The organism is Methylobacterium nigriterrae, assembly GCF_037106235.1.
In the GTDB taxonomy this organism is placed as follows: Bacteria; Pseudomonadota; Alphaproteobacteria; order Rhizobiales; family Beijerinckiaceae; genus Methylobacterium; species Methylobacterium nigriterrae.
On sequence record NZ_JBAWTG010000030.1, the window covers coordinates 1 to 13,405 of the forward strand.

Consider the following 13,405-nt stretch of genomic DNA (forward strand, 5'->3'; position numbering starts at 1 on the left):
ACCTCTACCAGGACCACGACACGCCCGACCGGATGTACGCCCAGGCCGGCCTCGACGCCCCAGCCATCGTCAAACTCGTCGCCGATACTCTCCCAGAGCAGCGTCAGGACAGCAGATCCGGACGTCTGCGCCTCGCCTGAGGCGCATTCGCGCGGGCGCGCACCGGCAGACGTGTGTGTCCGCGCCGTTCTTGTCGCTTGCGCCGATCGATGACACAAGCGCGCGGCACGAGCGGCCGCCCAGGGTCACGGAACCCTCGGGAGGCATTCCCCTGTGACGAAACGAGCGTGATGCCCGAGGCGACTGAGACAGGCTGCTCCGATCCCGGCCCCGTGCTGATCACCGGCGCGAGCGGCTTCCTCGGCGCTGCTCTGGTCGATGTGTTCCGGCAGGCCGGCTTCCCGGTTCGCATTCTCGTGCGCGCATCGAGCCCGCGCACGAACCTGACCTGGACCGACGTCGAGACCGCCGAGGGCGACATGCGCGACGCCCGGGCCGTTGCCGCCGCCATGCAGGGCAGGCGCTACCTCGTCCACGCGGCGGCCGATTACCGGCTCTGGGCGCCCGACATGGAAGAGATCGTGCGCACCAACCGGGACGGCACGCGCATCCTGATGGAGGAAGCGCTCAGGGCCGGCGTCGAGCGCATCGTCTACACGTCGAGCGTCGCGACCATCAAGCCGCATGACGACGGCACGTCGGCCGACGAGATGCGCCCGCTCACCCCCGGCACGGCCATCGGCGCCTACAAGCGCAGCAAGGTCGTGGCCGAGCGCGTCGTCGACGAGATGGTGGCTAGGGACGGCCTGCCCGCCGTCATCGTGAACCCGTCGACACCGATCGGCCCACGCGACGTCAAGCCCACTCCGACGGGGCGCATCATTCAGGAAGCGGCGATGGGCCGGATGCCGGCCTTCGTCGATACGGGCCTCAATCTCGCCCACGTGGACGACGTCGCGGCCGGCCACCTGCTGGCGCTGCGCAAGGGCCGCGTCGGCGAGAAATACATTCTCGGCGGCGAGAACGTGATGCTGGCGCAGATGCTCGCCGACATCGCCGGCATGGTCGGACGGAAGCCTCCGACCCTCAACCTGCCGCGCGGCGTGGTCTATCCGATCGCCTTCCTCTCCGAGCAGATCGCGCGCGTGACCGGCAAGGCGCCCTTCGCGACCATCGATGGGATCCGCATGTCGCGCTACCGGATGTTCTTCTCGGACGCAAAGGCACGGGCGGAACTCGACTACAGGGCGCGGCCCTATCGCGAGGGCCTGTCGGACGCGATCTCGTGGTTCCGCGGCGCGGGATATCTCGGATGAGCACGCGCCTCGAGACCGCGTCCGACATCCGCTCGGGCAAGGGTCATCGCGACGAGAACTTTCCCGTCGCCTCGCACCTGATCCATCCGCGCCATCGCGGCGCGATCCTGGCCTTCTACAATTTCGTTCGCGCCGGGGACGATGTCGCCGACCACGATGACCTCGCGCCAGAGCGCAAGATCGCTCTCCTCGACGGGCTCGCCGATTCGTTGACCGGAAATGGACCGGCCGACCCCGAAGCAGAGCCGTTGAAGCTTGAGCTCGCCGCGCGTGGATTGCCGCCGATCCACGCGCTCGAACTCCTCGACGCCTTCCGCATGGATGCGCGCAAGGACCGTTACGCGAATTGGGACGAGCTGATCCACTATTGCCGCTACTCGGCCATGCCGGTCGGGCGGTACGTGCTCGACGTGCACGGGGAGGACCCGGCCCGAGTCTGGGCCTCGTCGGATGCGATCTGTGCCGCGCTCCAGATCATCAATCATCTGCAGGATTGCGGGAAGGATTTCCGCACGCTCGACCGGGTCTACATCCCGCAGCAGGTTCTGGTCCGGCACGGCGCGACGGTCGAGATGCTCGGCGCTGAGCGTGCGAGCCCGCAGCTTCGCGCGGTGATCCGGGAATTGGCAGGGCGCACCCTGGCTCTCCTCGACGACGGCGCTAACCTGCCCGATCTCATCGACGACCTGCGACTGTCGCTGGAAATCGCGGCGATCCACCGTCTCGCGGTCGTTCTGGCCCGCGGCCTCACCGAGCGCGATCCGCTCTCCGAGAAGGTCCATCACGGCAAGGCGGCCTTCGCCGCCACCGCGCTCGGCGGGATCGTGGGAACGCTCGCGCGCCGCCCGTTCCGCGCCCGCGCGCTGCGCGCCGCCGCCCAGGGAGCGCATCGTTGAGCGCCACCGCCACGCCCATGCCCGAGACCGCCACCGAGGCGGCCCCTGCCCTGCCGGCGGCGGGCTCCTCGTTCTACACGGCGATGCGTCTCCTTCCGAGGGAGCGGCGCGAGGCGATGTACGCCGTCTACGCCTTCTGCCGCGCGGTCGACGACGTCGCGGATGACGGTGGCGCCGCGGAGGTGCGGGCGGCCGAGCTCGACCGCTGGCGCGCCGACATCGACGCCCTCTACGCGGGCAAGCCGTCGGCCCGGGTGCGCGACCTCGTCGTACCGGTCGCGCGCTACGGCCTGAAGCGCGAGGATTTCCACGCGGTCATCGACGGCATGGCGATGGATGCGTTTGAGGACATCGTGGCCCCCGACGAGGCGACCCTCGACCTCTACTGCGACCGCGTCGCGAGCGCGGTCGGGCGCCTCTCCGTGCGCATCTTCGGCATGCCGGAGGAGGACGGAATCCGCCTCGCCTGGCACCAGGGCCGGGCGCTGCAGCTCACCAACATCCTGCGCGACATCGACGAGGATGCGGAGCGGGGCCGCCTCTACCTGCCGCGCGAGAAGCTCGCCGCCATCGGGCTGAGCGCGCCGACGCCGCAGGCCGCGATCCAGCACCCGCGCATCGGCGAGGTCTGCGCCGGCGTCGCAGCGGAAGCCGACGCGCATTACCGCGCGACCTGGGAGATCATCGGCCGTTCGCCCCGCAAGGCCACCAAGGCCGCCCGCCTGATGGCGGCCGCCTATCGCCTCTACCTGGATGCCCTGCTCCGGCGCGGCTGGACGGCGCCGCGTGCTCGGGTGAAGCCCGGCAAGCTCGCGCTCATCGCCGTCGCGCTCCGCCACGGGATCGTCTGATGGGCACGATCCACGTCGTCGGTGCGGGCCTCGCCGGCCTCTCGGCCGCCGTCTCTCTCGCCGAGCGCGGACAGCGCGTGGTGCTGCACGAGGCCGCCAAGCAGGCGGGCGGGCGCTGCCGCTCCTACTACGATCCGACGCTCGGGCTGACGATCGACAACGGCAACCACCTGCTCCTCTCGGGCAACACCGACGCGCTCGGTTTCATGCGGAAGATCGGCGCGCCCGCCGACGCCCTGACCGGGCCGGAGGAGGCCGCGTTCGACTTCGCGGATCTCAGGACCGGCGAGCGCTGGCGGCTACGCCCGAATGCCGGCCGGGTGCCCTGGTGGGTCCTCAGCCGCTCCCGGCGCGTGCCGGGCAGCCGTGCCCGCGACTATCTCGCGCCGCTCGGCATCCTGAGGGCCGCCTCCGGCAAGCCTGAGGGTCAGGGCGGCACGATCGGGCAAAGCATGGCCTGCGAGGGCGTGCTCTACGATCGGCTCTGGCACCCGGTCCTGCTCGCCGCCCTCAATACCGATCCGCGCGAGAGCGATGTCGGGCTCGCGGCCACGATCTTGCGGGAGACGCTGGGCGCGGGCGGCAGCGCGTGCCGGCCCCTCGTCGCGGTCGCAGGTCTGTCGGCGGCCTTCGTCGATCCGGCAGTCGCGTACTTGGCGAGACGCGGCGCCGAGATCCGCTTCGGCCGCCGTCTGCGCGGGCTGGGACTCGGGCAGCGCGGGATCGAGCGCCTCGATTTCACGGATTCGCCCGACGAACTGGCGGCTGACGATTCCGTGGTGCTTGCCCTGCCGCCCTGGGTTGCCGGCGAGATCCTGCCCGGACTGGCCGTGCCGCAAACATACCGCTCGATCGTGAACGCGCATTTCGCCGTGGTTCCCAAACCCGGCAGCCCGCTCCTTCTCGGCGTCGTGAACGGCCTGACCGAATGGCTCTTCGCCTATCCGGACCGGTATTCGGTCACGATCAGCGGAGCCGACCGCCTGCTCGAAACGCCCCGCGAGGAGCTGGCGGGTCAGATCTGGGGCGAGATCGCGAAGCTCGGCAATCTTGCTCCGGAACTGCCGAGCTGGCAGATCGTCAAGGAGAAGCGGGCGACCTTCGCTGCAACGCCCGCGGAGGCTGCGCGGCGCTCCGGGGCCGCGACGGTCCATGGGAACCTCGTCCTGGCAGGTGATTGGACCGCGACCGGCCTGCCGTCGACGATCGAGGGAGCGATCCGTTCAGGCAAGACCGCCGCATTCGCCCTGATGTGCGAATCGGCACGCGGACGCGGTGTAGCGTGAGGCATACGGCTGCCGGTTTGACGGGGCCGTCGAGGCGAGGACGATGCGAGAGGCTGTGAGCAAGGTCGAGGCGCTGCAGCGCCCGAAGACTCAGGACATTTCCCTCGAGGATGTCGAGCGCGGTGTGGTCAGCGCGACGCGCGCGCTGACGCGGCTCGCCCACGAGGATGGGCACATCTGCTTCGAGCTTGAGGCGGACGCCACCATCCCGTCCGAGTACATCCTGTTCCACCAGTTCCGCGCCACCCATCCACGCCCTGGCCTCGAAGCCAAGATCGGCAGCTATCTTCGGCGCACGCAGGGGAAGCACGGCGGCTGGGCGCTCGTCCACGACGGGCCCTTCGACATCAGCGCCAGCGTTAAAGCCTACTTCGCCCTCAAGATGATCGGCGAGGACATCGAGGCGCCGCATATGCGCCGCGCCCGCGAGGCGATCCTGTCGCGCGGCGGCGCGGCGAACGCCAACGTGTTCACGCGCATCCTTCTCGCGCTCTACGGCGAGGTGCCGTGGTCGGCTGTGCCGGTCATGCCCGTCGAGGTCATGTTCCTTCCGCGGTGGTTCCCCTTCCACCTCGACAAGGTGTCCTACTGGGCGCGCTGCGTGATGGTGCCGCTTTTCGTGCTGCAGGCCACCAAGCCGCGCGCCAGGAACCCGCGCGGCATCGGCGTGCAGGAACTCTTCGTGACGCCGCCCGAGCACGTCCGGTCGTGGCCGGGCTCACCGCACGCGACCTGGCCCTGGACGCCGATCTTCGGCGGCATCGACCATGTGCTGCAGAAGGTCGAGGATTACTTCCCCAAGACGCCTCGGCGGCGCGCCAAGGAGAAGGCCGTCGCCTGGGTCAGCGAGCGCCTGAACGGCGAGGACGGCCTCGGCGCCATCTTCCCCGCGATGGTCAACTCGGTCCTGATGTACGAGGTGATGGGCTATCCCGCTGATCACCCGCAAGTCCGGATCGCCTGCGATGCCATCGAGAAGCTCGTGGTCGAGAAGGAGCATGAGGCCTATGTGCAGCCCTGCGTCTCGCCGGTCTGGGACACGGCCCTGGCTAGCCACGCGCTGCTCGAAGCCGGCGGCGCCGAGGCCGAGCGTCAGGCCCGGAACGGCCTCGACTGGCTGAAGCCCCGACAGGTTCTCGACATCGTCGGCGACTGGGCGGCGGCGAAGCCGAATGTACGGCCCGGCGGCTGGGCCTTCCAGTACGCCAACGCCCATTATCCCGATCTCGACGACACGGCGGTCGTCGTGATGGCGATGAACCGCGCCATGCGCCAGCATGGCCTCGTTGCCGACATGCCCGACTACACCGTCTCGATCGCCCGCGCGCGCGAATGGGTCGAGGGTCTGCAGTCGAGCGACGGCGGCTGGGCGGCCTTCGACGCCGACAACAACCACATGTATCTGAACCACATCCCCTTCTCCGATCACGGCGCGCTCCTCGATCCGCCGACGGCGGACGTGACGGCACGCGTGGTCTCGATGCTGGCGCAGCTCGGTGAGACGCGGGAGACATCGAAGGCCCTCGACCGCGGCGTCGCCTACCTGTTCAAGGAGCAGGAGAAGGACGGCAGCTGGTACGGCCGCTGGGGCATGAACTTCATCTACGGCACGTGGTCGGTGCTCTGCGCCCTGAACGCCGCCGGCATCGATCCGCAATCGTCGGAGATCCAGCGCGCCGTCGCCTGGCTCGTCCGCATCCAGAATCCGGATGGCGGCTGGGGCGAGGACGCGTCGAGCTACAAGATCGACCCGGCCTTCGAGCCCGGTTACAGCACCGCCTCGCAGACGGCCTGGGCGCTGCTGGCCCTGATGGCGGCAGGCGCCAACGACGAGGCGGCGGTCACGCGTGGCATCAACTATCTCACACGGACGCAAGGGGCGGACGGGTTCTGGAACGAGGAGCGCTACACCGCGACCGGTTTCCCGCGCGTCTTCTATCTGCGCTATCACGGCTACTCGAAGTTCTTCCCACTCTGGGCCATGGCCCGCTATCGCAACCTCAAGCGCAGCAACTCGCGCCAAGTCGCCTACGGGATGTAGGCGCGTTCGCCCTGCGATCGACCGCGATTCGCCGGGCTCTACGGCGGCCTCGGCCACAGGCGCGCCGCAATGACGCTGGTAGGGAGGGTGTGTCGGACGGGCCGATCCGTCCGAACTCCTCATCACCAGCGCCGGAACCGCATGATCCCTGCCGAGCACGCCGCCCATGCCAGCGTGGCCGATCTGCGCGTCGCCGGGCCCCTCGGGCCGCCCGTCCTCGCCGTGACGGGGATGGCCAAAGAAGCCCGCATCGCGAGTGGCCCCGGCGTCACCGCGATCGGCGCGGGTGGCAATACGCAGCGCCTGCGCGCGCTCCTCGCCGACCGCCTCGAGCCCGGCTGCCGGGCCGTGGTCAGCATCGGCATCGCGGGCGGCCTCGACCCGGGCCTCGTGCCCGGTGACATCGTGGTGGCGAGCGGGGTGGTCGCCGACAGGCGGCGCTTCGCGGTCGATCCGGTCCTGGCGGAGGCTCTGCTCGCACGACTTGCCAAACCGGGCGTTCGGGCAGTCGCGGGCGACCTCGCCGGCGTCGACACGGCCGTGCTGTCCCTCGACGGCAAGGCCGACCTCCGGGCCGGCACCAATGCGCTCGCGGTCGACATGGAATCGCACGCGGCCGCGATCTTCGCCGAACGCCACGCCCTCCCCTTCGCGGCGATACGCGTCGTCTGCGACCCGGCACACCGGGCGCTGCCCGCTTTCGCGGCGAAAGCCTTGAAGCCCGATGGCGAGCCCGACATCCGCGTCATCCTGGCGGCTCTTGCGCGCGATCCGGGCAAGCTCAGCGCGATCATCCGCCTCGCCCGCGACTCGTCGGCCGCCTTCTCGGCCCTGGCCCGCGCACGGGCCCTCCTCGGCGCCGGGCTCGGCATGCCGGCGGCCGCGGAGCCCCTGCACAAGATCGCGTAGACTCGAAGCCGACCGCGTCGCGCAAAGGCACGAAAAAGCCCCGCGGCGCCGATGCGCCGCGGGGCTTCTTGATTCGACCGGACGCGGCCCTCAGGCCGCGGTGCGCTTGCGGGCTTCCTGTTTGGTGTCGACGCCGGAGGCTTTGATCTCCGAAAGCTTCTGGGCGACGTTGCGCGAGAACACGAACTCCGCCGGGCGCTGGTTCTCCAGGCTGACCTCCGGAGCCATCGGCCCGTCCGTCTTGATGCCACGCAGAGCATGGACGAGCGGTTTCCAGGGCTTGCGCACCGAGTCGACCACCGAGGAAGCCTCGTAGCCCGAGTGGACCATGCAGTCGGCGCACTTCTCGTAATTGCCGGTGCCGTAGGCGTCCCAGTCCGTCTCCTCCATCAGTTCCTTGAAGGTCGCGGCGTAGCCCTCGCCGAGGAGGTAGCAGGGCTTCTGCCAGCCGAAGACGGTCCGGGTCGGGTTGCCCCAGGGCGTGCAATGGTAGGTCTGGTTACCGGCCAGGAAGTCGAGGAACAGGCCGGATTGCTGGAAGGTCCACTTCTCGCGGCCCTTCTCCTTGCCGTGCCGAAACACACCGCGGAACAGGTCCTTCGTGGCCTTGCGGTTGAGGAAGTGCTTCTGGTCGGGCGCACGCTCGTAGGCGTAGCCAGGCGAGACCGTGATGCCGTCGATGCCCATCCGGGTCACGGAGTCGAAGAAGTCCGCGATCTTGTCGGCCGAAGAATTGTTGAAGAAGGTGCAGTTGATGGTGACGCGGAAGCCCATCTCTTTGGCGGTCTTGATGGCCGAGACGGCCTTGTCATAGACACCGCGCTGGCAGACCGACTGGTCGTGCATCTCCTTATCGCCGTCGAGATGGATCGACCACGTGAAGTAGGGGCTGGGCTTATACTCCTTGATCTTCTTCTCGAGGAGCAGCGCGTTCGTGCAGACGATCGCGAATTTCTTCTGCGCGATGATGCCCTCGACGATCTGGGGCAGATCCTTGTGGAGAAGCGGCTCACCGCCCGCGATTACCACCACGGGTGCACCGCACTCGCGCACCGATTCGAGCGCGTCGGCCACGGGCAGGCGCTTATTGAGGATCTCGTCCGGGTAGTCGATCTTGCCGCAGCCCGCACAGGCGAGGTTGCAGCGGAACAGCGGCTCCATCATCATCACGAGCGGATAGCGCTTGCGCCCGGTCAGATGCTGCTTGAGGATGTAGCCGCCGATCTTCGCGACGTACCGGAGGGGAATACCCAAGACGCGGCTCCTTTGTTTTTGGCCCCAGACAAGCGGGCTGCTTAGCGCGAAAACAACACGAATTCCAGCGATCTAGGTTGGAACAGGTCTCAAAGGCGTCCCTATCCCGACGCAGCCGCATGACTTTCCGCCGATGACGCAACGGGGCCACAGGCAGGGCGCCCGGCGAATGCGTTGACCACTTGCGGGGCAGACGCCTATCCCAGGCGCGGCGCGTTTTCCTAGTCGGTTTATCGAATGCCAGCTTTGCGTCGGGATTGCGACGACGATCACAAATTGAGCTTGGCCATATGCTTGCTGCGGTGCGAAATCGCACGTCATGCCGGCGACAAGGTCAGAAAACGGGCCTGCGTTGCATTCATGGTCCCAGCACTTTACTGAGCAGCCCGACCGCGGCGGACCGTCTCGCACCGGCTTCCGTTCTGACGGTCGGGGCCGGCGAGTCGTTCCCGGACCCGGACCGGAGCCGTTCCGCCGGATCGGGCCCGTCGCCGTTTCCCATGGGCGGGCGTTTGTGGCAAACGCCCTGGTTTCCATTGCGTCGCACATTCCTTCCCGGAACGGCGCAGTCACCGTCCGGTCGGTGCTCAAGGCAGGCAGGATACTCGTGATCGAACGTCTCGTCGCGTTTTCCGTTCAGCGTCGCTGGATCATCATCGCGGCCATCGCCCTGATGACGGCCGTGAGCGCCGGCACCGCAGCGCACCTGTTCCGCATCAACACCGATGTCGAGCGGCTTATCGATGCGAAGGAGCCCTGGCGCCAGGACGAGATCAACTACGAGAAGGCGTTTCCCCAGCGCACCAACACCGTCGTGGCAGTGATCGACGGACGGACGCCGGAGGAAGCGGAGGAGGCCGCGGTCGAGCTCGCCAAGGCCCTCAGCGTCCACAAGAACCTGATCGAGACCGTGTACCGGCCCGATGGCGGTCCGTTCTTCGACAAGAACGGCCTCCTCCTGATGTCCCAGGCGGAACTCGAGAAGACCGCCGAGCAGCTGGTCCAGCAGCAGGGCCTGCTCGGGCCGCTCGCCGCCGACCCGTCCCTGCGCGGCGTGATGCGGGTGCTGTCGCTCGGCGCCAAGGGCGTGAAGAGCGGCGATGCCAAGCTCGAAGACCTCGACAGGCCGATGGGCCAGATCAACGCGACGCTGGAGAAGGTGCTGGCCGGTGAGCCGGCGCGCATGTCCTGGCAGCTCCTCCTCTCGGGCGGCGAGACCAAGACAACGGATCTTCGCAAGTTCGTGATGATCCAGCCGGTGCTCGACTTCAATGCGCTCCAGCCCGGCTACGTGGCCTCGAAGCTCATCCGCAACGTCGCCAAGGAGCTCAAGATCACGCCGGAGTACGGTCTCCGGATGCGGTTGACGGGTCCCGTGGCGGTCGCCGACGACGAATTCTCGACGCTCTCCGACGACGCCTTCCTCAACAACAGCGTCACGGTCGGGGCGATCGTGCTGTTCCTGTGGCTGGCGCTGCGCTCGGGCCCGCTCGTGATAGCCGTGCTGATCACGACCTTCTCGGGCCTCATCGTCACGGCGGCACTCGGCCTCCTGATGGTCGGCGAGTTGAACCCGATCTCGGTTGCCTTCGCAGCCTTGTTCGTGGGGCTCGGCATCGATTTCGGCATCCAGTTCGCCGTGCGCTACCGGGCCGACCGTTACGAGCAGCCGACCCTCGAAGCGGCGATCCGCGCCGCCGCGAGAGGCGTCGGCTGGTCGCTGACGCTCGCCGCGGTCTCGCTGATCGCGGGCTTCTTCGCCTTCCTGCCGACCGCCTTTCGCGGCGTCTCGGAGCTCGGCCTCATCGCCGGCGTCGGCATGGTGGTGGCCTATCTGTTCGCCCTCACGCTGCTGCCGGCCCTGATCGCGGTCTTCAAGCCGCGCGGCGAGAAGGAGGCCGTCGAGACGACGTGGCTCGCGGGCGTCGATCCCTGGATCATCGCCCACCGCAAGGGGATCCTGATCGTGGTCGGCTTGATCACGCTTGCCGGCATGCCGCTCCTCTGGAAGCTGCCCTTCGATTCGAACCCGATGCACCTGCGCAGCCCGAAGGTCGAATCGATCGCGACCTATCTCGACCTGATCAAGGACCCGGCGACGAGCCCGAACGTCATCGACGTGATCGCGCCCTCCGTGGCGGACGTGCCGGAGCTGGCCAAGCGCCTGCAGGGGCTGTCGGCGGTGGCCTCGACTATCAGCATCGACACCTTCGTGCCGCGCGACCAGGATCAGAAGCTCGCCACAGTCGCCGATACGGCGCAACTGCTCGATCCCGCCTTGAACCCCGGCCGCAAGCCGCCGCCGCCGACCGACGCCGAGAACGTGAAGGCCATCAAGGAGGCGGCCGCGGCGCTTCGCGGCATCGCGACCGGAGATCAGCCCGCCGCGAAGTCGGCCGGCACCCTTGCCAACACGCTCGACAAGCTCGGCAACGCCCCGGTCGCCATCCGAGAGGCGGCCTCGGTGGCGCTGACCACGGATCTCAAGACTCTGCTGAGCCGTCTGCGCGACCTTCTCCATCCGGAGAAGATCACCCTCGACAACCTGCCCCCGCAGCTCAAGGCCGAATGGGTGGCCGCCGATGGGCGCGCCCGCATCGAGGTCCATCCGAAGGGCAACTCGAACAACGATCAGGTCCTGCGCCGTTTCGCCAAGGAGGTGCAGACGATCGCGCCGCACGCGACCGGCGCCCCGGTCGCCACGACCTCGTCGAGCTACACGATCCTCGGCGCCTTCGTGCAGGCGGGCCTTACCGCGCTGGTGTTGATCTTCCTCATCCTGTCGGTGGCATTGCGCAAACCTTGGGACGTCGCGATGACGCTCGGGCCGCTGGTGCTCGCCACCCTCTGGACGCTGATGGCCCTGAAGGTCGTGGGCATGCCGCTCAACTTCGCGAACATCATCGCGCTGCCGCTGATGCTGGCCGTGGGCGTGGCCTTCCACATCTACTACGTGATCGCGTGGCGAGCCGGCGTCGCCGACATGCTGGCTTCGAGCCTGACGCGCGCGATCTTCTTCTCGGCGCTCACCACCGGCACGGCTTTCGGCTCCCTCGTCCTCTCGAGCCACCCGGGCACGGCCAGCATGGGCAAGCTCCTCGCCCTGTCGCTGTTCTTCACGCTGGTGGCGGCCTTCTTCGTGGTCCCGGCCTTCCTTGGGCCGCCGCCGAAGAAGCCTGACGCCGACCGGCCGGAGAGCCGGAGGGCCGAGGCCGATCCGCCGATCAGCCGGAAGGAAGCGGTTCCCGTGAAGTAGCCGGACCGCCGCGTGATTGCTTGGCAGCACCTCGACACCGCGGAGATCCCCGGCGGCGGGCGCCTGCGGCTCCTCCGCCGTGGGCAGGAGTTCTCGATCCAGCTCGGCCAGAACGAGCTGATGAACAGCCGCCTCAGCGCTTCCGAGCGGGCGCTCGCGGAGCTCGCCTGCGGCCGGATCGGGGCGAGGCGTGGCGCTCGGATCCTGATCGGTGGGCTCGGCATGGGCTTCACCCTGCGTGCGGCGCTCGACTGCTTCCGGTCCGATGCCGAGATTGTCGTGTCCGAATTGGTGCCGGCGATCGTCGACTGGGCGCGCGGACCGATGGCGGAGGTGTTCGGCGATTGCCTCGACGATCCCCGGGTCGCGATCAGGCTCGAGGATGTCGCCGAGGTGATACGCAGGCGCGCGGCCGCATACGACGCGATCCTGCTCGACGTCGACAACGGTCCCGACGGCCTGACCCGCGCGGAGAACGACGCTCTCTACGATGCGGCAGGGCTGCAGGCGGCACGGTCGGCGCTGCGCCCGGGCGGCATACTGGCCGTCTGGTCGGCCCGCCCGGACCGTGCCTTCAGCGCACGCCTCGGACGGTCGGGGTTCGCGGTCGATGAGATCACGGTGCGGGCCAACCGAAGCGGCGGCGCCCGGCACCGGATCTGGCTCGCGACGCGGCCGGATCGGCCTGGATCGTGACGCGCAACTCCTAGCGCTGGTCCGGCGGGCAAGCCGCGCCCGCGGCAACTCACGAAAAATCCGAGAAGCCGCCGGTCGCCGCCGCCATTCGGGTAATCGCGTCACGGGCTTCCGGCGCGATGAGAGCGTCGCGCTCTGCGGCGTAAGCGTAGCCCGCTGCTTCGCCGGGGAAGCCGCCGGCGGTGGCAGGATGGGTATAGAGTTCGGTCAGGCCGTCCGGCAGGTGAGCGAGAAGCCCGGCCACGCGCTTCGACGTCATGGCGCCGGACCATGCGAGCCCCAGCGTTCGGTCTGGAATGAGCAGACCAGCTTGGCGGGCACGCACCGCAAGCAGTGCCGCCCAGGGGGCGATGTCGAGGGCGGGCCTCGGATCGGAGCCCGGCTCAGCCGTGCGCAGCACCGCGCGGGTCTCGCGCGGTACCCGGATCGCCCGCATGCCGAAATCGCGACCGATCCTCAGCACCGCGCCCGCGATCAGCGGATGGACGTGGAAATGCTTGTGCGCGTTGACGTGGTCGAGCGGCAGCCCGGTGGCACGGTAGGCCTCGAACTGCGCCGCGATCTCGGCGGCGAGCTGGCGCCGCGCGGAGGCCTTCAGGGCGAGGTCGAGACCGAGGCGGCCCATGTCCCGGCGCATGAGTCCCTGCGCATCGGTCAGGTCCGGAAGCTCGGCCGCGGGCAGCGTCGGCCACGCTTCGACGAGCACGAGATGCAGCCCGACCCTGAGCCCGGGCAGGCGTCGCGCGCGGGCGACGGCATCCGCGGCGGCCGGTGCCGACACCATCAGGCTCGCCGCCGTGAGAATGCCGTCGCGATGTGCCTGCTCGACCGCCTCGTTGACCTCGAGGCTCAGGCCGAAATCGTCGGCCGTGACCACCAATCGCTTCACGCACCCATCCT

10 protein-coding genes are annotated in these 13,405 nt (G+C 68.7%); 8 read left to right on the forward strand and 2 right to left on the reverse strand.

Annotated features, from left to right (window positions below; all coding sequences use genetic code 11):
* The first annotated feature begins 290 nt into the window (after window positions 1–290).
* The 6 genes from hpnA (at window position 291) to WDW90_RS16820 (ending at window position 7,299) form a co-directional block, all read left to right on the forward strand.
* Complete coding sequence (gene hpnA, locus WDW90_RS16795) at window positions 291–1,316, forward strand: hopanoid-associated sugar epimerase (protein ID WP_336488551.1); 1,026 nt, start codon at window positions 291–293, stop codon at window positions 1,314–1,316.
* Window positions 1,313–2,212, forward strand: a complete 900-nt coding sequence (gene hpnC, locus WDW90_RS16800) for a squalene synthase HpnC (protein ID WP_336488552.1) — start codon at window positions 1,313–1,315, stop codon at window positions 2,210–2,212. Before hpnA ends, hpnC begins: the two co-directional genes overlap by 4 nt.
* Complete coding sequence (gene hpnD / locus WDW90_RS16805) at window positions 2,209–3,063, forward strand: presqualene diphosphate synthase HpnD (RefSeq protein ID WP_336488553.1); 855 nt, start codon at window positions 2,209–2,211, stop codon at window positions 3,061–3,063. Before hpnC ends, hpnD begins: the two co-directional genes overlap by 4 nt.
* Window positions 3,060–4,349 (forward strand): hydroxysqualene dehydroxylase HpnE, encoded by a 1,290-nt coding sequence (gene hpnE, locus WDW90_RS16810; protein WP_336488606.1) that lies wholly within the window; start codon window positions 3,060–3,062, stop codon window positions 4,347–4,349. Before hpnD ends, hpnE begins: the two co-directional genes overlap by 4 nt.
* Window positions 4,350–4,392: 43 nt before the next feature.
* Window positions 4,393–6,390: a squalene--hopene cyclase gene (gene shc, locus WDW90_RS16815; protein ID WP_336488554.1), complete on the forward strand. Its 1,998-nt coding sequence runs from the start codon at window positions 4,393–4,395 to the stop codon at window positions 6,388–6,390.
* A gap of 141 nt (window positions 6,391–6,531) precedes the next feature.
* Window positions 6,532–7,299, forward strand: coding sequence for a phosphorylase (locus WDW90_RS16820; protein WP_336488555.1), 768 nt, complete (start codon window positions 6,532–6,534; stop codon window positions 7,297–7,299).
* 90 nt (window positions 7,300–7,389) lie between these two features.
* Here WDW90_RS16820 and hpnH read toward each other — a convergent pair whose 3' ends face one another.
* Window positions 7,390–8,553 carry an adenosyl-hopene transferase HpnH gene (gene hpnH / locus WDW90_RS16825; protein WP_336488556.1) on the reverse strand — a complete coding sequence of 388 codons (1,164 nt, stop codon included), beginning with the start codon at window positions 8,551–8,553 and terminating at the stop codon, window positions 7,390–7,392.
* A 607-nt stretch (window positions 8,554–9,160) separates the two neighbouring features.
* Between hpnH and WDW90_RS16830 the strand changes: the two genes are divergently transcribed.
* Both WDW90_RS16830 and WDW90_RS16835 read left to right on the forward strand, forming a co-directional pair.
* Window positions 9,161–11,809, forward strand: a complete 2,649-nt coding sequence (locus tag WDW90_RS16830; protein ID WP_336488557.1) for an MMPL family transporter — start codon at window positions 9,161–9,163, stop codon at window positions 11,807–11,809.
* A 12-nt stretch (window positions 11,810–11,821) separates the two neighbouring features.
* Window positions 11,822–12,505 (forward strand): spermidine synthase, encoded by a 684-nt coding sequence (locus WDW90_RS16835; RefSeq protein WP_336488558.1) that lies wholly within the window; start codon window positions 11,822–11,824, stop codon window positions 12,503–12,505.
* A 49-nt stretch (window positions 12,506–12,554) separates the two neighbouring features.
* On the opposite strand, the gene hpnK is transcribed toward WDW90_RS16835, so the two are convergent.
* Window positions 12,555–13,394: a hopanoid biosynthesis-associated protein HpnK gene (gene hpnK / locus WDW90_RS16840; protein ID WP_336488559.1), complete on the reverse strand. Its 840-nt coding sequence runs from the start codon at window positions 13,392–13,394 to the stop codon at window positions 12,555–12,557.
* Window positions 13,395–13,405 lie beyond the last annotated feature (11 nt).

Excerpts from the sequence above, each read along its gene's own strand:
- hpnA (WP_336488551.1), top strand. The coding sequence starts at position 291 with ATGCCCGAGGCGACTGAGACAGGCTGCTCCGATCCCGGCCCCGTGCTG.
- hpnC (WP_336488552.1), top strand. The coding sequence starts at position 1,313 with ATGAGCACGCGCCTCGAGACCGCGTCCGACATCCGCTCGGGCAAGGGT.
- shc (WP_336488554.1), top strand. The coding sequence starts at position 4,393 with ATGCGAGAGGCTGTGAGCAAGGTCGAGGCGCTGCAGCGCCCGAAGACT.
- WDW90_RS16820 (WP_336488555.1), top strand. The coding sequence starts at position 6,532 with ATGATCCCTGCCGAGCACGCCGCCCATGCCAGCGTGGCCGATCTGCGC.